The 21,813-nt window shown below is 62.5% G+C and carries 17 protein-coding genes; 8 read left to right on the top strand and 9 right to left on the bottom strand.

The genetic code is table 11. The features are described 5' to 3' along the window. Positions 1-3: 3 nt before the first annotated feature. From tcuA to JQ567_RS15160, 3 genes are all read right to left on the bottom strand, one after another. The gene (gene tcuA, locus JQ567_RS15170) at positions 4-1,488 is read right to left on the bottom strand and encodes an FAD-dependent tricarballylate dehydrogenase TcuA (RefSeq protein WP_212439565.1); all 1,485 of its coding nucleotides are present in this window, start codon (positions 1,486-1,488) and stop codon (positions 4-6) included. Between the two features lie 85 nt (positions 1,489-1,573). After that, positions 1,574-2,296: a GntR family transcriptional regulator gene (locus JQ567_RS15165; RefSeq protein WP_312017404.1), complete on the bottom strand. Its 723-nt coding sequence runs from the start codon at positions 2,294-2,296 to the stop codon at positions 1,574-1,576. 702 nt (positions 2,297-2,998) lie between these two features. Continuing rightward, entirely contained in the window at positions 2,999-3,475 is a 477-nt protein-coding gene (locus JQ567_RS15160) for a hypothetical protein (RefSeq protein ID WP_312017403.1), read from the bottom strand. 363 nt (positions 3,476-3,838) lie between these two features. Between JQ567_RS15160 and JQ567_RS15155 the strand changes: the two genes are divergently transcribed. The 5 genes from JQ567_RS15155 to JQ567_RS15135 all read left to right on the top strand — a co-directional run bounded on the left by JQ567_RS15155 (position 3,839) and on the right by JQ567_RS15135 (position 12,628). Further along, the gene (locus JQ567_RS15155; RefSeq protein WP_212439564.1) at positions 3,839-5,107 is read left to right on the top strand and encodes an NHLP bacteriocin system secretion protein; all 1,269 of its coding nucleotides are present in this window, start codon (positions 3,839-3,841) and stop codon (positions 5,105-5,107) included. A 67-nt stretch (positions 5,108-5,174) separates the two neighbouring features. Beyond that, positions 5,175-7,328 (top strand): NHLP family bacteriocin export ABC transporter peptidase/permease/ATPase subunit, encoded by a 2,154-nt coding sequence (locus tag JQ567_RS15150; RefSeq protein WP_409363603.1) that lies wholly within the window; start codon positions 5,175-5,177, stop codon positions 7,326-7,328. Continuing rightward, the gene (locus tag JQ567_RS15145) at positions 7,325-10,231 is read left to right on the top strand and encodes an NHLP bacteriocin export ABC transporter permease/ATPase subunit (RefSeq protein ID WP_249165473.1); all 2,907 of its coding nucleotides are present in this window, start codon (positions 7,325-7,327) and stop codon (positions 10,229-10,231) included. The genes JQ567_RS15150 and JQ567_RS15145 overlap by 4 nt, the downstream gene beginning before the upstream one ends. A gap of 126 nt (positions 10,232-10,357) precedes the next feature. After that, a complete protein-coding gene (locus JQ567_RS15140; protein WP_212439562.1) occupies positions 10,358-10,531 on the top strand; it encodes a hypothetical protein in 174 nt (57 codons plus the stop codon). A 243-nt stretch (positions 10,532-10,774) separates the two neighbouring features. Further along, positions 10,775-12,628, top strand: a complete 1,854-nt coding sequence (locus JQ567_RS15135; RefSeq protein ID WP_212439561.1) for a patatin-like phospholipase family protein — start codon at positions 10,775-10,777, stop codon at positions 12,626-12,628. Positions 12,629-12,641: 13 nt separating this feature from the next. On the opposite strand, the gene JQ567_RS15130 is transcribed toward JQ567_RS15135, so the two are convergent. From JQ567_RS15130 to JQ567_RS15120, 3 genes are all read right to left on the bottom strand, one after another. Further along, a complete protein-coding gene (locus JQ567_RS15130; RefSeq protein ID WP_212439560.1) occupies positions 12,642-14,756 on the bottom strand; it encodes a CHASE2 domain-containing protein in 2,115 nt (704 codons plus the stop codon). After that, positions 14,749-15,447, bottom strand: coding sequence for a Crp/Fnr family transcriptional regulator (locus tag JQ567_RS15125; RefSeq protein ID WP_212263861.1), 699 nt, complete (start codon positions 15,445-15,447; stop codon positions 14,749-14,751). The genes JQ567_RS15130 and JQ567_RS15125 overlap by 8 nt, the downstream gene beginning before the upstream one ends. A 122-nt stretch (positions 15,448-15,569) precedes the next feature. Further along, positions 15,570-16,217, bottom strand: a complete 648-nt coding sequence (locus JQ567_RS15120) for a FecR domain-containing protein (RefSeq protein ID WP_212439559.1) — start codon at positions 16,215-16,217, stop codon at positions 15,570-15,572. Positions 16,218-16,725: 508 nt separating this feature from the next. Between JQ567_RS15120 and JQ567_RS15115 the strand changes: the two genes are divergently transcribed. Beyond that, entirely contained in the window at positions 16,726-16,884 is a 159-nt protein-coding gene (locus tag JQ567_RS15115) for a hypothetical protein (protein WP_212439558.1), read from the top strand. Positions 16,885-17,102: 218 nt separating this feature from the next. Here the strand turns inward: JQ567_RS15115 and JQ567_RS15110 are convergent, their stop codons facing one another. Further along, the gene (locus tag JQ567_RS15110) at positions 17,103-18,518 is read right to left on the bottom strand and encodes a sulfatase (protein ID WP_212439557.1); all 1,416 of its coding nucleotides are present in this window, start codon (positions 18,516-18,518) and stop codon (positions 17,103-17,105) included. 119 nt (positions 18,519-18,637) lie between these two features. On the opposite strand from JQ567_RS15110, the gene JQ567_RS15105 reads away from it, so the two are divergent. Further along, positions 18,638-19,324, top strand: a complete 687-nt coding sequence (locus JQ567_RS15105) for a GntR family transcriptional regulator (protein ID WP_212439556.1) — start codon at positions 18,638-18,640, stop codon at positions 19,322-19,324. A 3-nt stretch (positions 19,325-19,327) separates the two neighbouring features. Here JQ567_RS15105 and JQ567_RS15100 read toward each other — a convergent pair whose 3' ends face one another. Further along, a complete protein-coding gene (locus tag JQ567_RS15100) occupies positions 19,328-19,813 on the bottom strand; it encodes an Lrp/AsnC family transcriptional regulator (protein WP_212034820.1) in 486 nt (161 codons plus the stop codon). A gap of 135 nt (positions 19,814-19,948) precedes the next feature. Between JQ567_RS15100 and JQ567_RS15095 the strand changes: the two genes are divergently transcribed. Further along, the gene (locus JQ567_RS15095; protein WP_212439555.1) at positions 19,949-20,209 is read left to right on the top strand and encodes a hypothetical protein; all 261 of its coding nucleotides are present in this window, start codon (positions 19,949-19,951) and stop codon (positions 20,207-20,209) included. A gap of 68 nt (positions 20,210-20,277) precedes the next feature. Here JQ567_RS15095 and JQ567_RS15090 read toward each other — a convergent pair whose 3' ends face one another. Further along, the gene (locus tag JQ567_RS15090; protein WP_212439554.1) at positions 20,278-21,774 is read right to left on the bottom strand and encodes an ABC transporter substrate-binding protein; all 1,497 of its coding nucleotides are present in this window, start codon (positions 21,772-21,774) and stop codon (positions 20,278-20,280) included. Positions 21,775-21,813 lie beyond the last annotated feature (39 nt).

The following is a 21,813-nucleotide window of genomic DNA, read 5'->3' as shown; positions in this document are numbered from 1 at the left end:
ACTTCAGTCCGCCGCTGCCGCGCTGCGCCCTGCAATCCGCCCGAACGTCGCGCCCGACACCAGACCGGTACCCGCCGGATAGTTGTCGTAGAACAGGCCGCCGACCATTTCGCCGCAGCAGAACAGGCCCTTGATCGGGCGCCAATCGGTGCCGATCACCTGCGCCGTCTCATTCACCTTCAGCCCGCCGAAGGTGAAGGTGATGCCGCCGGTGGCGCTGTAGGCGTAGAACGGCGGTTTTGCGATACGAAGCGCCCAGTTGGTTTTCTCCAGCGCCAGCCCCTTGCTGGAAAGACCATCCTTCTTGGTCGGATCGAAGCCGTCGTCCATCTCGCGGGCGCAGGAATTGTATTCGTCGAGCGTCTTCAGCGCCTGATCCCTGTCGTCGAGGTCGAGCTTCTCGATGAGATCTTCCAGCGTGTTGGCGGTGATCGGCTTGCTGGTCTGGTAGCGCGGCTCCAGCAGGTGAACGACTCTGGAGTCGAAGATCTGCCAGGCCTTGGCACCGGGCTCAGCCAGGATCGCCCGGCCGAACTTGGCATAGGTAAACAGCGCACCGTCTTCGCCTTCGTCGACGAAGCGCCGTCCCTTGCGGTTCAGCATGACGCCATAGACATAGCTCAGCCGGTTGCTGCGATCGGTGAGTTCGCGTGGTGCAAACTCGCCCCAATCCGCGCTGATCGGCGTGGCGTGGCAGCCGCTCCACTGTCCCCACGGCATCGCGCCGATATTCATCGCCATCCGCAAACCGTCGCCCTGGTTGTGCGGCGTGCCCCGCACCTTCGCCGCACCGACCAGCGGACCGATATGCTGGGTGCGCATCTGTACGTTGGCTTCGAATCCACCGCAGCCGAGGATCACCGACCTGGCATTCAGGACCGAGACGCCGTCGTCATCACGCACCTTGACGCCGTTGATCCTGCCATCGTCGCCCACCAGCAGCTCGGTCGCCGCAGTTCCATAGCGAATTTCGATGCCGAGCCGCTCGGCGGTCGAGAACCAGCTCCGCGACAGGCCGACGCCTTCGTGTTCGGCGCGCACGACCAGGCCGCGCGCCCACACCATGACATTGTCCTTCTTGACCGCGGAAAGCGTGATCGCCGGCTCCATCTTGATTCCGCCGACCTTCTTCATCCATTTCACGGTGTCGAACGAGTTATGGACGAGCAGCTTCGACAGCACCGGATCGGTACGTCCGCTGGTGACCCGCATCAGGTCGCCGTGGAAGTCCTCCTTCGAGTACGGCGATACGCCGTCATAGAAGTTCTCGTATTCATCCTCGACGTCGGGGAGCAGTTCGCCGATTTCCCGGGGATCGTCGAAGGCAAAGCGCAGCACGCCGCCGCTCCAATGCGTGTTGCCGCCGCGCATTTCCCGCGGCGCCTTCTCGATCACAACGACGCGCTCGGCACCATTCTCCTTGGCGGACACCGCGGCAGCCAGAGCGGCGTTGCCCGCACCAACGACGATGACGTCATACTTGTTCATTACTCAACTCCTGTGGGATTGACCTGGTGTGGATCGCAGCAAGGCGGCGATTGCGGCGCGCGCCTTTGCCACGTCTTGTTCGGAATTACTTTTTGTCGGGCGTTTCTTTCCGGCTATCGATCCAATGTTGCGATCCGGCGCGGGCGGCCTCGGCCATCGCGCTGAGGCGCAGTTCGTAGCCGCGGCGGACGTGACGGCGGGCCAGCTCTTCGGCGGCAGCCTCGTCGCGCCGCGCGATGGCGGCAACGATCGCCTGGTGCTCTCCCAGCGCTTCCGCGATACGGCCGGGTGCCGCGAAGGTGGTGCGGCCCAGCAGTACGACAGAGTCATGCAGGTCCTGCAGACTCTTGATCAAGAACCGATTGTGAGCGGCGCGGTAGATTTGCTCGTGAAAGAGAGTGTTTTCCCGGGCGTGTAGTTTCGGGTCATCAGGCAATTGACGATGCGAATCCAGCATCGCCTGCAGCATGTGGATTTCGGTCGCGTCGGCAAAGCGTGCAGCCAGTGCCGCGGCAGTCCCTTCAAGCCGCTCGCGCACATCGTAGAGTTCGGCCACCGCGCGCAGGTCGTGTTGCGCGACCGACAGCCCGCCGCCCGGCGCATGAACCAGCATGCCGTCGGATTGCAGGCGGCGCATCGCCTCGCGAATGGGCGTACGGCTGACCTTGAGCCAGGCGCACAACTCCAGCTCGAGGACACGTTGGCCGGCTTCGAGTTGGCCTTCCTGAATCGCATTGCGGATGGCCCGATAGGCATGCTCGGCGAGCCCGCCGGCGGCCCGCGATGACGCGGGGCCCGGGAAGATCACAAGCGTGTCGTCCTCAGCAGTGTTGGAAATCGCGGCCTCCCAGAAAGCCAGATCGGGACTTTCCGCTACGTATAACTGTGTATACAAAGATATGCAAAGAGAATCTTAGGGGTGAAATGGCTGTGGTTCTGCCGGGGGCTCGCCTGCGGAGCGGAGTATTTTGGGCGTTGGCCCGCACCGGACCGCCAAGTCCGCACACCGCCGGGCGGGCCGACATAACCGCCGATGCAGCGCACGGTGTCGCTGACACGCCATTTCACGGACTTGCTGCCGGCATGGCCGGCGGATGAACCTGTCTCGCTGGATCGGTGCCGATATTGTTGCGGCTCGGTGGTCTTGCCGTTGCGACGGCTGGCGCCGGACAGCGCGATCCCCGCCCCGATGGCGGCGCTAGCCAAATCGAATCTCCCGCCCGGCAACGGTAACCGGTCAGGGATTCAGCACCGGCGTTGCCGACGCTGCGCGCGTCAACGGTATGGCGATGCAGGTACTGGATTCGAGCTGATGTGGAATCCGCCGAACCACGCCCGCTCCCGGCGGCTGCGGGTTCTGCTCGCTGGCGGCAAAGCGCGGACTTCTCACGGTAGCAGCGCAGCGCCTTAAGCCGCGTCGGCGCTTTGTGACGTCCGTCACGGTGAAGCTAACGCGCAAACCTATTCTGGCAGTCACAGAATAAAGGGGACAGGCATGAACGCCACTCACTCACAGGCGTACCTGAATGGAATTGAGAAGATTGGTTGTCGTATCGATGAATTGCAGCGCCTGCTGCGTTTTGCCGAAGGCCAGCGGGAAGCGCGAACAGCGGTCCGACAATTGAACCAATCGTTTTCGTTCCTCGGCAAGAATCGTATTCGTCTTTTCGATCGCGAATTTGACGACGCCCTTTACCGGGCTGTTCTCGCCCATGTCGGTCACCTCCTTTTCGATCGTGATGAGATATTCGTAACTCGAAAGCTCCTCGGAGATCTGAAGCAGTTCCCGGATTGTCGACGTGATGCAATCGGCGTCGCCAGTGGAAATATCGGGTCGCTTGGCGGTCTGAACGAGATCACCCATCAAGGTCTGGAATAGCGGTTTTATGGCTTCGACCTTTTTGAAATCGCTTTCGTTGAGGACGCCGCTGCTGGACACGTTCGGCGCCAGCAGGAGCATCGTGACGCCGAGGGCGAGCGGCCGCACCCATTCGCGACACAGGCGAGTTATGGATCGCCCATTGGGCGCGCAAGCGGGTTTCTTGCCGCCCCCCACCACTCTGCCAATCATTTTCCAGACGGCGGTTACGCCCATTGGATCAGCCTCAGACCTGGTCGCCAAGCATAGTTCGCGATTGCATGCGCTGCTAGAGCGGACCGAACCTGCCCTGCGTCATTTTTGCACGACGAACGCGCGTTCCGGTGTGGGTGGGCAGGCCCGTTTGGTTGTTCTGCATCGGCTTTTGTGTATTATCTGCCCCGAGAGGAATAGAGCTGTGCGTGATCGAAAAAATCAGCGACTGCTCGCGGCTGGGGAGGCCGTCCCCGGTTTGGTTACGGACCCGGGAAAATGACCGATCTCTCGCAGCGGACATTTCGCGCCGTAGCGCTGCAGCGCGCCGCATCGCCCGAACAGCTTGATCATCTGGTCCGCATTACCAGACCGTTCGACTGGATGCTGGTATTTGCCATTTGCATCGCCCTTATCGCAGCCGTCACATGGGGCATTGTCGGCCGCGTCCCTACCCGTGCTGAAGGCCAGGGCATTCTGATCAGCGGTGGCGGCCGCGTCGTCGAGGCATCCTCTGCCGCCGCCGGCAGGTTGGCAACCATCAGCGTCATGGTCGGTGACCGCGTTGCCCAGGGGCAACCGATCGCGGAGATCGTTCAGACCGACATCCAGCAACGCCACCAGGCTGCCGTCGAAGTTTTCCGCGAGAAGGAACGCCAGCACGCTGACCTGATAGAGAAGACCAAGCGTGAGCTTGCGTCAAAGGCACAGAATTTTGCGAAGCTGGAGGCTGCGTTCAACCAGGTCATCAAGGCGACCACGCAGCGCATCGACTACCTGACGAACGACGTCAAAACCCTCGAGGATTTGATGGCGAAGGGATTGACCACGCGACGCACGCTTGAGGAGCGTCGCCGGGATCTCAACGACGCCCAGCAGCGAAAAGAAGACACGTTCAATGAAATCCTGAAGATCCGGACGACACAGACCGATCTGGAAACCCAGCGCGAACGTGAGAGCCAGACATCCGAATTTGCCCTCAATGACGCCCGCCGGCAGATGGAATCCGCCGCAGGACTGCTGACCCAGAACACCCAGATCATCAGCCCGGTCGATGGTCGCGTGCTCGAAATCAAGGTCTCGGCGGGCGCCGTGCTTGCGGTCGGTGCACCTGTCGTCGCGATCGAAAGCGAAGGCCAGAAGCTGGAAGCCTTGATCTATATTCCCGCCGAGCGCGGCAAGAACGTCAAGCTCGGGATGCCGGTCCGCATCGAGCCCTCTACGGTGAAGCGCGAGGAATTCGGGACCATGGTCGGCACCGTCGTGACGATATCGGACTTCCCGATGACGCCGCAGGGCATGGCAGCCGTACTCCACAACGACAATCTGGTTACCCGGTTTTCAAAGGAAGGAGCCGCCTACGCCGCAACGGTCAGCCTGGAGCAGGACCCCGAAACCGTCAGCGGATACCGCTGGGCGGTTGGACAGGGGCCGCCGATCCGCCTCTCCAGCGGAACGCTGACGCGCGCGGAAATCACCACACGGCGGCAGCGTCCGCTCGATCTGGTGGTGCCCCTCTTGAGGCGGTTGACCGGAATTGATGGATAGCGCCCCGCCGCAGCAACCGCTTCCGCCCCAGTTCCGGCCGCCTTCCCTCTGGCACCGGTTCCGAAGGCTGTTTTGGCGCAGGAACGTCAAGAAGACGCCGACCATTCTTCAGATGGAAGCCGTTGAGTGCGGCGCGGCCGCGCTGGCGATGGTGCTCGCGCACCACGGCGCGTGGATTCCACTGGAGCAGCTTCGCGTTTCGTGCGGCGTCTCGCGCGACGGCAGCAAGGCAAGCAACATCGTCCGGGCGGCGCGCACCTTTGGTTTCGATGCCAAGGGTTTTCGCAAGGAGCCGACGACGCTGCACGAACTGCCGATGCCCTGCATCATCCATTGGAATTTCAATCATTTCGTGGTGCTCGAAGGGATCGACGGCAGCGACGTTTACATCAATGATCCCGCGACCGGACGCCGGCGCACCGACATGGCCGAGCTCGATCTCGCCTTCACCGGCGTTGCGCTCACCATGGAGCCGACAGCGGAATTCCAGCGGTCGGGCAGCAAGCCGCAAGGGTTGCGTTTGCTGCTGCGCGAATTGCGCTCCTCGAAGACCCCCGTCGGCCTGCTGGTGCTCGTAAGCCTCGCGCTGGTGGTGCCCGCCATCGTCGCTGCCGGCTTTTCAAAGATATTCATCGACAACATCCTGATCCAGCGCACCAGCAGCTGGTTCATTCCACTGCTGATCGGCATGGCCTTGACCGCGATCATCCGCGCGCTGCTGACGCTGGTGCGCCAATCGCTGCTGCTGCGGCTGCAGACCAAGCTTTCGGTTGTGATGGTCAGCCGCTTTCTCTGGCATGTCATGGCGCTGCCGGTCGAGTTCTTCACCCAGCGTCACGCCGGCGATATCTCCAACCGCGTCGGCGCGAACGAGCAGATCGGCCGCCTGCTCTCGAGCGGCGTCGCATCGAATGCGCTCAATCTGACGTCGATCGTCTTCTTCGCCGCGGCGATGGCCATCTACGATCTCCCGCTGGCCATCATTGGCGTGAGCATGACGCTGGCGAATGTGCTGGCGTTGAAGTTCATCGGAGGGCGCCGCGAGGATCTCAGCCGCAGTCTCGCGCTGGAGCAAGGCAAGCTCGTCGGCTCCACCGTCAGCGCGGTGCGCAGCATCGAAACCCTCAAGGCCAGCGGTCTGGAGGATGAGGCGTTTGGTCAATGGGCCGGCATCCAGGCCAAGGCATTGAACGCCGAGCAGGAACTCGGCGCCTCCTCGATCTATCTTGATATGCTGCCGACGCTGTTCACGGGACTGACCGTGGCCGCGATTCTCGGCGTTGGCGGCCTGCGCGTCATCGAGGGATCGCTGACCCTCGGAGGCCTCGTGGCCTTCCAGTCCCTGATGGCAAGCTTCTCCGAACCGGTGACCGAACTCGTCAATTATTTCGGCAACGTGCAGACTATCAAGGGCGGGCTGGAACGCCTGGAAGACGTCTACAATTATCCGCTCGGAAAGTCGGACAAGCCAACGATCGCGCCCGAGCGCTTTCCGCCAAAACTGACAGGCCGGGTCGAGCTCAGCAATATCAAATTCGGCTACTCGATCCTGGAGCCGCCGCTGCTGGACAACATCTCGATCGACATCCATCCGGGTTCGCGGGTGGCCCTTGTCGGCGCTTCCGGCAGTGGAAAATCGACCCTCGGAAAGCTGATTTGCGGTCTCTACAAACCCTGGGCTGGCGAGGTTCGCGTCGACGGATGGAATTTGCAGGAGATCCCGCCGCAGGTATTTGCGAACTCGATCACCTATGTCGACCAGGACATCTTCCTGTTCGAGGGGACGGCACGCGAAAACCTCACGCTGTGGGACTCGACCATCACCGAGGCCGACCTTTCGCAGGCATTGAAGGATGCCGTCATCCACGAAGACATCGCGACGCGAACGGGAAACTACGACTGCTATATCAACGAGGGCGGCACCAATTTCAGCGGCGGCCAGCGTCAGCGGATCGAGATCGCCCGGGCGCTGGTTTCCAATCCCTCCATCCTGGTACTCGATGAGGCCACCGGCGCGCTCGATCCGATCACCGAAAAGATCATCGATGACAATCTGCGGCGGCGCGGCTGCACCTGCATCATCATCGCGCACCGCCTCAGCACCATCCGTGACTGCGACGAGATCATTGTGCTGCAGCAGGGCAAGATCGTCGAGCGGGGCACCCACGAACAACTGATGGGCCTTCAGGGCACGTACGCAAGACTGGTGGCGCAGGAATGAGTGAATCTCTCCTCCAGCAGGCCCACGCGATGGCCAACCGGGAAGGGACCGCCCATCCGGCGGGCCACATCGCATTCGATGGACGGCATCCAAAGCTGCTTGATCACCGCGGCTACGCGCTCCAGATCACCGCGGGGCATGTCGATGTCTTCGCGGTCCGGCTTGTCGAAGGCAGTACCGACGGCGCCCGGCACCATTTGTTTCGGGCCGAGAGTGGAGAGATCATTCTCGATCTGCAGGAAGGCTTCAATCGGTCGGATCCACAAATTCAAGTGCTCGCGGTCGGAAGCCCCGGCACCGAAGGCCTGCTTGTGCCGCGCATGGACGTTCAGTCCCTCGACTCGGTCACCACCTGGATCAGGCGGCTTGCGCGGTTGATCGCCGGACCCAACCCGAGCTGGGACATGCTCGAAGTCGCGAGCGATGGCGCGGCCGCCATCCCGCCGGGCGAACGGCGCCGCGGCCCGGCGCGCAGCATTGTCTGGGTCTCCCTGCAAGCCGGGACGGCGAAACCGATGGGGCTTGAACCGTCGAGCACCGCTGATGGACCGCCGCTGCCGCTGACGTCAGGCATGTGGATCGAGGCGGGTCAATCAGGCTGCAGTGCGCTCGGCAGTGAAACGATGCCGGACGTCGACCAATTGTGGGGCGCCATCGACCAGTTCCATCTCAGCGTGGCCAGCTGCATCAGGGAATATCTGGCCCGAGACGTCGAGCGGGAGGCCCGGCGTCTCGTGCTTCGCACCGAATTGATCACAACGCAGACCGCGGAATCCTTTGGGCGCCTTTCCGACGTCGTCGTGCAGCGCTCCGCCCACACCGAGATGGCGACCGACTCGGCGGATCCCTTGTTCAACGCCTGCCGGATCGTCGTCGAAGCGATCCGGATGCCGTTCTCCGTCCCGCCCCGCTCCGTCCTGTCCCAAGCCGGGTTTAATGGTGCCGTCGAGATCGCCCGCGCGGCACGCTTGCGCGTGCGCCGGACCCTGTTGCGGGGCGAGTGGTGGACCGAGGACGGGGGGCCGCTGGTCGCATGGCACGGCGAGGCACGAAATCCGGTCGCGCTCGTTCGCCGCGGAAACCGCCGCTATGTGATGCTCGACACAACGACCGGAACGCAGCGGCCGGTCGATCGCTCGGTCGCAATGGAGCTGGCGCCGGAGGCGGTATCGTTCTATCCGGCGCTTCCGGCCCGCCCACTTCGGTTCCGGGATCTGCTGACCTTCTCGTTCCGGCACTCCACCGGCAGCTTCCTTCGCATCGCGATTGCGATCATCGCGATCGGATTGTTGTCGCTGGTGACGCCGCTGATCACCAACGTCCTGATCAATTCGGTGATCCCCCGCAGCGAACTCGATCAACTCACGTTTTGCGCCCTCGCCCTCGCCGTCACGGCCATCGCCATCGCCAGTATCCAGACGATGGAGGGGCTCGCGATGCTGAAAGTCGAAGGCCTGATGGATTGGCGGTTGCAGGCCGCGGTGATCGATCGGGTACTCAGGCTGCCGACGTCGCTGTTTCGTGAATACACCGTCGGCGATTTCGTCGACCGCTCGATGGGCATCGACGCGGCGCGCCGGGTCTTCACCGGGCGTGCGCTGCGCAGCATGCTGATGGGCGTGTTCGCCTGGTTCAGCATCGGCCTGATGCTCTACTATGATGTCAAGCTGGGATTGATCGCGCTATTGCTGACGCTGATCCGGGCGCTGCTGATCATCGCCACCAGCGCGCTGCGCCTCTATTACGAAAACAAGTATTTTACCCAGCAGGGCAAGATCGACGGCTTCGTGCTGCAACTGATCGCCGGCATCGGAAAGCTGCGCGTCGCCGACGCGACCGCGCGTGCGCTCGCCGTATGGTCAAAGCAATTCGCCGGGCAGAAGCGCAATTTCATTTCGTCGCAGAAGGCCTCCAATGCCCTTGGCGTTTTCGAGACGGCGTATCCGCTGATCGCCACCCTCATCATCTTCGCGGCGGCGACCTATCTGAAGAGCAAGCTGCTGCTGGATGTCGGCGGCTTCCTGGCGTTTTTTTCCGCGTTCGGGCAGTCGATGGCCTCGATCGGCGCCTGGGCATCCGGCATCAGCGAATCGCTGATCGCCATCCCCCGCATCACCCGCCTTCGGCCCCTGATTTCGGGGGCAGCCGAACTGTCGGACGAACGGAAATCCCCCGGCGAACTGTCCGGAACGATCGAGCTGTCGCGCGTGACCTTCCGCTATACGCAAAGCGGTCCACCGGTGCTCGAGAATGTCTCGCTCCGAATCGCGCAAGGCGAATACGTCGCCATCGTCGGTCCGTCAGGCAGCGGAAAATCTTCGCTGTTCCGGCTGCTGCTGGGATTCGAGAAGCCGGAGTCCGGCACGGTATTCCTCGATGGAAAGGCCATCGATACGCTCGACATCAGCGCGGTGCGCCGTCAGCTCGGCGTCGTGCTGCAAAACGGCAAGCTGGCAACCGGCAGCCTCTACGACAACATTTGCGGTGGCGTCCAGCTGCCGCTCGACCAGGCCTGGGAGGCGGCGCGGCTCGCCGGTCTGGAGGACGACATCAAGGCGATGCCGATGGGCATGAACACCGTGGTCGCCGAAGGCGTCAATACGCTGTCCGGCGGCCAGCGGCAGCGCATCATGATCGCCCGCGCGGTCGCGCGCCGGCCGCGTGTTCTGCTGTTTGACGAGGCGACAAGTGCGCTCGACAATCAGTCGCAGGCGATCGTCAGCAACTCGCTCGGCAACCTCAATGTGACGCGGATCGTCATTGCGCACCGGCTCTCCACGGTCCGCCAGGCGGATCGCATTATCGTGCTCGTCGATGGCAAGGTGGTGCAGACCGGAAGCTATGACGAGCTCAGCAACACGCCGGGAACGTTTGCTTCCTTCGCCAAGCGCCAATTGCTTTAGTGATATGAATCACCGGCGCGAACGTCGTTCGCAGCGCGAAGCCAGTCACTGCGCGAGGCCGCGCGCCGGTCTCTCCTGACCATAGACGAAGCGGATCATCCCTTCGCTACAAAACAGGAGGCGACCATGAACCACGAACTTCTCAACGACCAAGCGCTTTCCATCGTTAGCGGCGGCAAGCCTGCCGGCGGGCACGGCAGCGGCACCGGCGGCGGCGGCGGCGGCGGCGGCAACGGCACCGGTGGGGGCGACGGCCTCGGCTGGCTCCGCAACCTCATCCGCAACATCTTCCCCTTCTAAAGGCTGAAGGCGTTGACAGCACGGAAGAGACCGCCTCCACAGGCGGTCCCTTTTGTTTTGGACGATCGTTGCAGTGCCGCATCGCGTTTTGCTGCGCAGCAACGAACATCCCCTACACGCCTGTCCGGCCACGGCCAGCCGTCGACCGTTACGAAATACCGCAATAAGCAACGCCGAACCTGATATCGCTCGCCGTCGAGCTCTGCTGGCGATAGCATCACAGCCTCGCAGTGGAAGGCGCCGATGAGTAAGCCAGGTCCGGTATTTGCGTGGGGAAGGCTGTCGGAGGACCTCGCGTTGTTCAAGGCGCTCACGCCGGAGCAGCGATTCAAGACCTTTGATGCCATGGTCCGGCAAGACCTCGTCCGCGGCGAAATGCTGGTGGCGCAGGGGGACCCTGCCGACTCACTCTACATTGTGTTGCACGGCGCCCTCGCGGTACGCCGGAGCGGCGACTCCCTCCCGATCGCCGAACTGCGCGCCGGAGAACTGGTCGGTGAAATCGGGTTCTTCGCCAACCTTGCTCGTACCGCCAATGTGATCGCCATCCGCGACACCAGCGTGCTCGTGCTGACGCGCGCCGCCTATCAAAGTCTTGCGGAAAACACGCCGGCGATTGCCGAGGCGCTGCTTGCAGCGCTCGCGCTTCGGTTTGCAAAGCGGACGGAACAGATTCCAACGACGCGCACTTCGCCGATGGCGCGCACGGTGGCGCTGATCGATGGTGGCTTTGAGCCGATTCCAGCCGACTTTTATCGACGCATGCGCGAGACCCTCGCCGGCACCAACGCCCAGATCGTCGATCCGGCCCGCGTCAGCTCGATGTTTCCCGGCCGGACACTGGATGCCCCCGAAGTCACCGACTGGCTCAACAAGCTCGAACAGGTTTCGCCGCTCGTGATCTATCTCGGCAGCGGTGAGGTGCCGGCCTGGACGCGGAAGGCGATCCGGCAGGCGGACATGGTGGTGCTGGCATGTCGCGGAGATGCGCCTGCGGAGGGCCTGACCGATATCGAAACCTTCGCCTGCCAGGTGCATCCGGTGTCGGCCCGGCGGATCGTGCGCATCCATGACCGGCGCAGCGGCGAAGTCAGCGGCACCACGGCGTGGCTCGCGCGCCTGCCCTGCTTCATGCACCACCACGTCGCGCTCGAGGATCAGCTCGACATCGACAGCCTGATCCGTTTTCTGTCCGGGCGTGCGATTGGATTCGTAGCCGCGGGAGGCGGTAGCTTCGGATCCGCGCATGCCGGCATCTACAAGGCGTTTCGCGAACGCGGCGTGATGTTCGACATCTTTGTCGGAACCAGCGTCGGCTCCGCCATGGCCGCCGGCTTTGCCAAGAACTACGAGGCTGACCATCTCGAACGCGGCGCCCACGAGATCTTCGTGAAGAGCCGCAGCTTCCGCCGCCCGACCTGGCCGCGATACGCGCTGCTGGATCACAAGGCGTTCGATCGCGCGCTCGCCGAACAATACGGGGCGCAATGCAGGATCGAGGATTGCTGGCGGCCTTTCGCGGCGGTCGCAACCAACCTTTCGACGCACTGCCTCGAACTGATCCAGTCAGGGCTGCTCTGGCAGGCGGTGCGCGCATCGAGCGCCATACCCGGGCTGTTGCCGCCCTTCTACACCAAGGACGGCGCGATGCTGGTCGACGGATGCCTGATCGATAACGTCCCACTGGATCCGATGCATCAACTCAAGAGCGGCCCCAATTTGGTCGTGCATTTCGGCGAACCCGAGGTCGAGACGTTTGACGTCGACTACGCGGCGCTGCCCGGCCGGCTGGAACTGGCTGCGGCGATGCTGGTGCCGTTCCGCAAGAAGCTGCTTCCGGCGGCACCCAACGCGGTCAATGTGCTGTGGCGGAGTCTCGTCGCCCATCAGCGCTATGATACGATCCCGGCCGCACCGCTCGATCACGTCATGCGGCCACCGATTCCGGCCGGAGTCGGAGTAACCGAATTCGAACGCCACACCGAGATTTTCGACTCAGCCTATCTCTGGGCGCGGGACCGCATCACAGCGCTCGAAGCGGAGGGCAATTCCGCTATTGCCGCCATTCTTGGAAGCGGTGCGCCGACCAGGCTGTGAGCGCCGCGCCTGTCTACGTCGACAGCACGGCCCGCAACTCCGCGGCCAGCAGGCGCGGAACGGGGTCGCCGGGACACTCTGCGGCCAAGCCCTCAAACAACTGCGCCGCGCCAGCCTTATCGCCTTCGATCAACCGATACGCCGCAATGTATCGTTCGCGCCAATCCGCCGAGGCCTCGGGCGGCCAGGGTTCAAAAACCTCGACGGGCACATCAAGGCCGCGCAGTGACGCGACACCGAGCGGCCTGAACAGGGTTGTCGTGCAGCGCGCGGCCGCGAATGGGCCGACACAGATGGTCGATCCGTAGCGCTTGTTGAGCGCCTCCAGGCGCGCCGCCGAGTTGATGGAATCGCCGTGGGCAGTGTAGTCGAGCTTTGACCTGATCCCGATATCGCCGACAATGGCTTCACCGGTTTCGATACCGATACGCGTGCGGCCAAAGCCGATGTGAGACGGTTCGTTCCGTAACTGGAATTCCTTCGCCCATACCCGGATCTCCTCGGCGCAGTCGAGCGCGCGTTGCGGGTGATCCCTGAGATCGAGCGGCGCGTTGAAGAACGCGTGCACGGAGTCGCCGACGATCTTGTCGACCATCCCGCCATGCTTCATCACAATGGCCGCCATCCCTTCAATATATTCGTCGAGCACGGCGACGAGTTGTTCGGGTCCCGCGCGATGCGTCATCGCGGTAAAGTCCTCGATGTCGGTCCACAGCGCAGTGATCTCGCGCTTCTCGCCGCTCAACTTCAAGAGGCCCGGATTCTCGGCGATCCTCTTCACAACCGCAGGCGCCAGATGTTGCTCGAATCGGCTCCGGATGCGCGCTTCGCGACGGGCCACCAGCGCGTAAGAGCTCACGGAGGATGTCATAAAGACGAACAGGCCTCCGATGGACGGCATCATGGGATCGATCAGCCGATCCCCGACCAGAGACGCGAGGATCGCCCCCGACCAGAGAGCCGCCAAAGCGGTCAGGCCGACAAAGGCACCCAACACCGGCGACAAAGCGGACGCCGCGACCACGGCAATCAATCCCATGATCAGGGTCAAAGCAAAGCCTAACGGGGCCGCTTGTGGCGCCCGGCGAGCGTAAATCTGCTGGATGGCATCGGCCTGAATCTCGACCGATGGGACAAGCGGATCTGTTGCCGTTTCGCGCAATCCGCCAAGCTCCGGCGCCGACCCGCCGATCAATACAATAGCGCCGGCAAGCCGCGCGCGTTGCACAGCGTTGTTGTTGACGACGTCAGCAGCGGAGATCGTGCGTGCCTCCCGTTTGCGGATATCGGCGCCGGCCAATCGCAACAGGCCGTCGCCCGGCAGCGGCACTTCGAGATCGCCGACGATGATCCGCTGCGGGTTGGTATCGACGGAATAGGCCGGCGAGCGCTCAAACAGCCGGATCGCTTCCAGCGCCAGACCCGGTCGCGTCGCTTCGCCGGCGCCGACGAGGAGCGGTACGCGCCTGATCCTGCCATCTGCGTCTCCAGGCAACGAAAGCGCGCCAAGCCCTTTCGCCGCGTCGACCAGCGGCGACACCGGCCCGAGGCCGCCGGTCATACGCCAGAGGCCATCCAGCACGACCGGGTGGCGTGCGAGAACCGGCACCCCTGGAACGGCGTCGGCCTTGTCGGCATCGAGAACAAATCCGAGCGCCACCGGAACGCTCTTCATCGCCGCGGCGAGATGCTTGTCACCGTCGAGAAGTCCGCCGGCGAGCGCGCTGATATCCTGATTGCCGGTGAGAGAGCCGAGCTGTCGCGCCAGCGCGGCTGGAGAGCGGGTATCCACCTGCGTAAAGAGGACATCGATTCCAACGACGGCCGGCTTGCCACTGGCCACCGCTTCGACGAGGCGCGCCATCGTCTCGCGCGGCCACGGCCACGGCCCCAAATCGTCAAGCGTGCGCCGGTCGATATCGACAACGACGACCGGAACGCCGCTAGCCGTCGCTTGCGGCTTCGATCGGCGTATCTGCCGGTCGGCCGCAAGCACCACGTCGAATGCCCGTTCACGAGATACGTTCCGCCATTCCCTCGGCATCAACAATAGGGCGGCGAGGAACAGCGCGAGCGCTAGAACTCCGGCAATCAGGCCTGAATGAGTCTTGCCCAGCTGGCTAAGCATGAGACCCGTCAACTTCGGCGAGCTTGAGCGGATCGCAGAAGATTCGGTCTAGCGTGCGGCCAATTGCGCCAACTTCCTCCAGCTTGCCCAGTGCCTCGTTGATCTTGGGACGACTGGCGCCGAGCAGCAGGGCGAGCTCGCCTTGTGACATGCCGAGATCAAGCGGCAGCCGCTTTCCCGGCACGGGCTTGCGGTCGCCAATCGCGACCAGGAAGAAGCGCGCCAGCCGGACATGCATCGGATGAAGCGCGATCGACTCAAGTTGTCCGCTGGTGTCCCGCAGCCGGCTGCAGAGAAACGATATCAGCCGCTCGGACAGCACCGGTCGCGCGGTCCAAAGCTTGCGAAAATCCTCCTTGTCGAGCCGGTAGGTCGTCACCGCCGTGAGGGCGGTGGCATCGGCGCTCCTTGTGCCGCCATCAAGCGCCGCAATTTCACCGAGCAATTCGCCCGCTGTCGCATGCCGAAAGCTCAATTCGCGACCATCCTCGGTGGCGATCGCCAGTCGCACACGTCCTTCCGCGACGAGGTAAAGGCCCGTCGCGCGCTCACCGCGCGTAAACAGCGCCTGTCCCTTTTTGAATTTGGCCTCGCGAAAGGACGGAATGCAGGCTTCGAGATCCTCGACAGCCAGGCCCTTGAAGAGTTCGGTTTTCGACAGAAGAGAAACGAGAGTATCTTTGCTGGACATTTGTCGCCTGAATGAAAGGCCTCGGTTTGCAATGATTTGACGTCAGACCAGAAAATCTCCCCGCGCCTTCAGGATCTCCATCGTGAAGTTTTCCTGCATGCCGTGCGAATTGATCAGAGAAGCTAACTAACGCTGTCCAAAGCACCGCGAATCCGCTCGGTGCCCCACTTAGTGGCCGCGGAGGGTTTCGAACCCGGAGTGGCCAGGTTTGTCCCCTCTCCTGCCTGTAGCACGACCTCGCTCCCGCCTCCGGAAACAGTGACCGTGCCGTGGTCGACAAACACGCCAAAAACGCCGTTGCTCGGCCCGGCAAAGAATTTTGTGCCGCGGACGGCAATGAGTCCGTAGGAACTCCTGATCTTCATTGGGACGGACCGGCTCCCACTCGGCCGGTCAAAAAGCATCGGACCAGACTGCAGCGAGATTTCGCCTCCGGTCGTCGAAAGAAACTGGTCGATGACCAGTTGCGCCTTTTCGCCGAGCTTGATCGTCGTGTCCTTGCCCATCAACATCGTCAGCCGGGAGGATGGCCCCGTCCCGACGCGATCACCGACAAAAAGCGAGGACGCTTTCTGCAAAGGCCGCTGCTGGCTGCTCGCATCGACAAACGCTTCGCCCTTGACCTCTTCAACGCGGCCGGCAGGATCGGCGGCGCGCACGGGCGAACTGAGGGCTGCTGACGCAAGCAGCGTGCCGACGAAGCCCAAGACCTCTCGTCGATCGAACGGATGCCCGAAATATCGCCGCGATCCCTGAAGCATGAAACGCATCGTACAATCCGCTCTATTGCGGGATTGATGCTAGCGGAGCAGCCAAGTGCAGGCAACCGGAAGCCAACAATGGCAGGCCTCCAGTGTGACCTCACTACCGAACTGCCGATCAGCTCAAGAGCAAATCGTAAACCAAATGGATGACACGCGGCCGCGACCGATGTTCTCGAGCCCGCATCGAGCGCGTTTGGATGCTGCCGCGACAAATCGCTGCGACAAATTGCAGCGCCGGCTTCCTCAAGTCTGAACTCTGTCACCCGCATGCGGGAGAGAGACGCAGAACCACCTCCAAGGCTCTCGAGGCCTTAGCAATTGCCAGCCCCGCCAGCTCACTTCACTCTCGTATAGTTCCTTATTTTCCAACATGTTATCGGGCATGCAACCACTCGAATGCTCGCTGTCTGGAGCTGTTCCCCAGGGAACAGCGGGGTAAAGCGCCGTCCTCTATTCTGTACCGCCGACGTGAGGGCAGCGATAACCGCTGCCGGTCGGACGAAATGGAGAAGTCATGATCACCCGGTCCAGCAACACCCACAGCCAACTCGGCGACAACGAACCCAATGCCGTCGTCGGCGGTCACCGCAAGTTTCACTATAAAACGATGAATGGCCACACCTATGCCATCGGATACGTCAACGGCCGCACCCTGATGGTGAGGGTCGACTGATTAGCCAGCCGAGGATGCGGCCGTCATCATCACCGTATTCTTGCAGGTTGATGCTTCGCTTGATGTCGACGAAAGAGAACGGGACAGCAATTCGCTGTCCCATCCTTTGCGCTGTTGATGGACGCTTTCAGCGACGTCAACCGCGGCACCTCAGCGATCTCGACGATGCCGCCTCGGCAGATTGGGCGTCGAGCCCTTCCGAGCGATGTCGCGAACCGTCATGCGCGTTCGAGCAAACCGGCAAGGCGCGGATCGCTGTACTTCTTGGCGACTCCGGCGCGGCGCAGGTCCCCCGCATACAACTCCAGCAGAGAACGGATGACATCGGGGTGCTTTGCCGCTACGTTGGTCGTTTGCTTCGGATCGGCATTCAAATCGTAGAGCTCGACCGGTTCGCTCGGTGTCGCATAGAGCAGCGACCATTGTTGCGTCGTGATGGTGACAGGTTGCCATTCGACCACCGTCCGCATCAGGTCGTCGACCACTTCAACCGTCTCGCCGGGATTGGCGAGCGGCAGAGCCGTCAGCACGTGATCGCGCCCTTCGAAGGGCTGACCGCGGACGGCGGGAAGCAGTGAGAGCCCCTGCATCTCCGCCTGGCGCGGCAGGCCGGCCATGTCGCAGATCGTGGGAGCGAGGTCGAGCGCGCAGGTCAGCTTATTGGTTCGTCCGGGCTTTGCGCCCGGCACATGGATCAACAGCGGCACCCTGGCGATCTCCTCATAGAGCGGCGAACGCATCCACGTCGCTTCGCCGGGCGCTCTGCGGACCATCTTGCCCATCAGCCCGTGCTCTCCCAGCAGGAAGCCGTGGTCCGAGACGAAGATGATGGCGGTAGAGTCCTCGATGCCGAGATAGACGAGTTGGTCGAGCAGATGCCCGATCCAGCGATCGACCAGTTCGAGCTCGCCGCTATAGAGCGCGCGCGCCACCGCGATGTCGCGATCCGTCATGCCGTGCTTCTTGCAGTCGCCATAGGGCGGGTGCACGCGCTCGCCGCCATAGTCAGGAAGATAGTGTCTGACGTAGTAGGCCGGCGGATCCCACGGTTCATGCGGATCCCAGGTGTCGACCAGCGCGAAGAACTTGTCCTCGAAGATCTGCTCGAGGCATTTGGCCGCCTGCACCATGGTGAGCGGCGCCGGGCAATCCATCTCGCCGGTGCGCGGATCGGGCTTCACCTTGCCGGTGATCGGCCATTGCGGAAGCTTGCCTTCGCCCTGGCGCTTGGTCTTGTTGGGTGCGGTGTAGGAGCTGTAATGCGGCGTTCCCAAGAGCTGGGATTTCATGTCGTAGAAGAAGTTGAAGCCGCGATCATATGAATAGCCGTTGACCTGGTAGAACGGCGTGTCCACCACGCCGAGCGTCGTGTAACCCGCTTCGGTCAATGCGGTCGCAATCGAGCGATCCGCGCGCGGCAGCGCGCCCCAGCCGACGCCGGCAAAGGCAGGCTTGCCGGTGAGATAGTCGTAGCGCGCAGGCACTGTCGGAAAGCTCGACGCATAATAGCGATCGAAGACCATCGATCGCGCGGCGAGCCGATCGAGATTGGGAGTTCGGACGTGGCCCCCGTTGTAGCCGAGCATGTCCCAGCGGACAGTGTCGGACACGATCATCAAAATGCGTTCCACCACGGCAAACCTCCCATTTCTGCGACTTTTATAGTAATATATCACATATCACACGACGGCGGTCAACGGTAATATGTCACACGTTACATTTACTCATCCGCGAGTTTCGGCTAGTGACAGCCATGGATCTTCGACAAATCGGTGCATCGAGCCTGGTGTCCGGGCCCAGCCTGCGGGAGCAAGCGAGGCAGGTGATCCGTGGACTGATCATCACGGGACAGATGCAACCCGATCAGCTCTATTCCGTCCCGCGTCTCGCGATCGATCTCGGCGTCTCGGCGACACCCGTACGCGAAGCCCTGCTCGATCTCGCGCGCGAAGGCCTGCTTGAGCCCGTACGAAATCGCGGCTTCCGCGTGGTCTCGCTGTCGCCTGGCGAACTCAACGATATCTTCGCGATCCGGCTGCTGCTTGAAGTGCCTGTTGTCGCCGAGATCGCGCGGGCCCGCCTCACGCCCGCGCAGACCGAACAACTGCGCCATCTTGCAGAAGCCACGAAACGCGCCGCCGATGACGGCAATCTCATTGAGTTCCTCGAGACCGATCGCCAATTCCACATCGGGCTCATCGCTACACTCGGCAACAAGCCCCTCGCCGACCTGGTCGAGACGCTACGTGATCGCGTTCGGCTTCACGGCTTCAAGAATGGTTCGACCCGCGAACATATCGCGCAGTCGGCCAGCGAGCATTTCCAGTTGCTCGACGCGCTGTCGAAGCAGGATGAGGCCGGCGCTGTTGCGGTGATGCGCCGCCACCTCGAACGTTCGCGCCATGTCTGGGGCGAAGGCGATCGCAAGCCGCACATCTGAAAATCAGACCTGAATCGAGGTCAGTTTCTTGAGGCACCGCAGCGCGAATGACGATCGGCTGTGGCGGATGCCTGGAATGCGATAAAGCTTTTCTCGCAGGAAGCGTTCGTAGCCGGCCGTACTCTCCACGGCGACCTTGACCAGATAGTCATAATCTCCGGTGGTGAGATAGGCCTCGATCACTTCGGGCAAACCTGCGAGCAATTCGCCGAACCGCTCCAGCACCTCCTCATCGTGACGGTCGAGCGTGATTTCGATGATCACTGTTTCCGGCAGACCGAGCTTCTCCTGATTGAGGAGCGCAACATAGCCGTCGATGTAACCCTGCTTCTCCAGTCGTTTGAGTCTGTTCCAGCATGGCGTCGTGGATAGCCCGACCTTGTCGGCCAGCTCCGCCGTCGTGAGCCGTGCATCGGCTTGCATCGCCCGCAGGATGCGTCGGTCGGTCTCGTCAAGGCGCAGTGAGTCCTTCCGCCGTGTCGCCTTCATAACCGAGAACTCTATTCTGGGTATTGGTTAGTTTCCGAGGACAATTATATCGCTAACTTGCCAATTTGCCAGGCAAAAGGAAGCCTCTTCTCACGAAACGCGGATATAACTTCTCCAAATTTGAATGGGGATGCCGTGTTCATTCTGGAGCTGCACGCAAGCGATCTACATGCCGCGCTCGGCCGCCTGCTCGACCAGGTGCGCGTCGCCGATCTGCGGTTGGCGGCCGTCGATGCCCGCCAAGAAGCCGGCGAATACAAGATCCAGGCCTCCATCGACGTCCGTGACCGCCAGGCCGTCGAAAGGCTCGCCCGCCGCGTCGGCGCGATCATCGGCGTTGCCGCGATCGAGGTGAGAGGCGGACGTCAGCACGCGATTCCAGTGGCCGCCCCATGATCTCCCCCGATCAGGCGCGCACCGGAACAGCCATCCGACAGGTCCGCTAACCGCCCCTCGCGAGGCGGCTATTCCCAGGACCAGGCGGAGAAGTCGTTCTCGAATTGCGGGACTTCCTTCCACACGCCCTTCAGCTTCTTGCTCGCAATGGTGATCCATTGCGGCTGGAACATGAAGCCGGCAACCGCGTCGGTCGCCAGCATGCGTTGTGCGTCGCCGAGCAGCTTGGCGCGCTCGGCCTCGGCCGGTGTCGCCCTGATCTGCTGGTAGAGCGCGTTGAAAGCCTCGTTGTTATAGCCGAGATAGTAGTCAGGCTCAGTTATCTTCACGAGATCGAACGGCTCGACATGCGAGACAATGGTGAGGTCGAAATTGTGCGGACCGTTGCCGGCAAACACCTGTGACAGCCACTGCGCCCATTCGACGTTCTCGATCTTGGCGATGATGCCGACCTTGGCGAGCTGGGCCGCGAGGATTTCCCCGCCGTTGCGCGCATAAGGTGGCGGCGGCAGCTTGAGGCTCAGCTCCAGCGGCGCTTTGACGCCCGCTTCTGCGAGCAGCTTCTTGGCCTTTTCGGGGTCGTAGGGATTAATGCCGGTGGTGTCGACATAGCCGAGCGATCCCGGCGTATAAAAGCTGCCGATCGGCGAGCCAAATCCATCGACGGCGCCGTCGATCATCGCCTTGCGATCGATGGCGGCGAGAATGGCGCGGCGAACCCGCACATCGTCGAGCGGCTTCCTCTTCTGGTTGATGCCGACGATGGTCTTGGCTTTGGAGCCGCCGATCAGCACATTGAAGCGCGGATCGGCCTTGAATTGCGCCACGCTGCGCGCTACCGCGGCGCGCGGAAACGCATCGATGTCGCCCGACAGCAGCGCTGCAACCTGCGCGGAAGGATCGCCGATGAAGCGGATCGTCACCTTGGAAAGCTTGATCGCAGCGGCGTTGCGATAATCCGGCCATTTGTTCAGGGTCATCGACGATCCCTTGGCCCAGGCACCGAGCGTATAGGGTCCGGTGCCGACCGGCTGCGTCGCATTGGTCGGCGCGCTCTTCGGCTCGACGATCGAGCCGCCGGCCTGACCGATCAGGAACGGCAGGTTCGGTTCGGAATATTTGAGCACGACCACGACCGTCTCCGCGTCAGGCGCGGTGACCGACTCAAACGCCTGGTACAGGCTCTTGTCCTTGTTGGTGCTGGTCGGCGCCGCGTTGCGATCGTAGGAAAACTTTACCGCGGCGGAATCGAACGGCTCGCCGTTGTGAAATTTGACGCCCTTGCGGAGCTTGAACGTATAAGTCTTCAGGTCTTCCGACGCCTTCCAACTCTCGGCGAGCAAGGGCGATACCGAACCGTCCTCGTTGATCTTGGTCAACGTCTCATAGAGGTTATAGAGCGTGACCTCGGCAATGGCCGCAGCGGCTGCGTTGGTGGGATCGAGCCCCGGCGGCTCCAGCGTCATGCCCATGACGACGCTGTCCTTCTTGCCCTGCGCCAGGCTCGGCAGCGGCGCGGCGGCGAACGCGGCCACAACTGCAAAAATGGCTAACTTCCTGAACATCGCTTGCTCCCCTGACATATCGCGCGACCAGATTAAGCC

Origin of the sequence: Bradyrhizobium sp. AUGA SZCCT0431 (assembly GCF_018131065.1) — a bacterium.
Lineage (GTDB): Bacteria > Pseudomonadota > Alphaproteobacteria > Rhizobiales > Xanthobacteraceae > Bradyrhizobium.
Note: the sequence above shows the minus strand (reverse complement) of the source record. Positions and strands in the feature narration are given on the sequence as shown.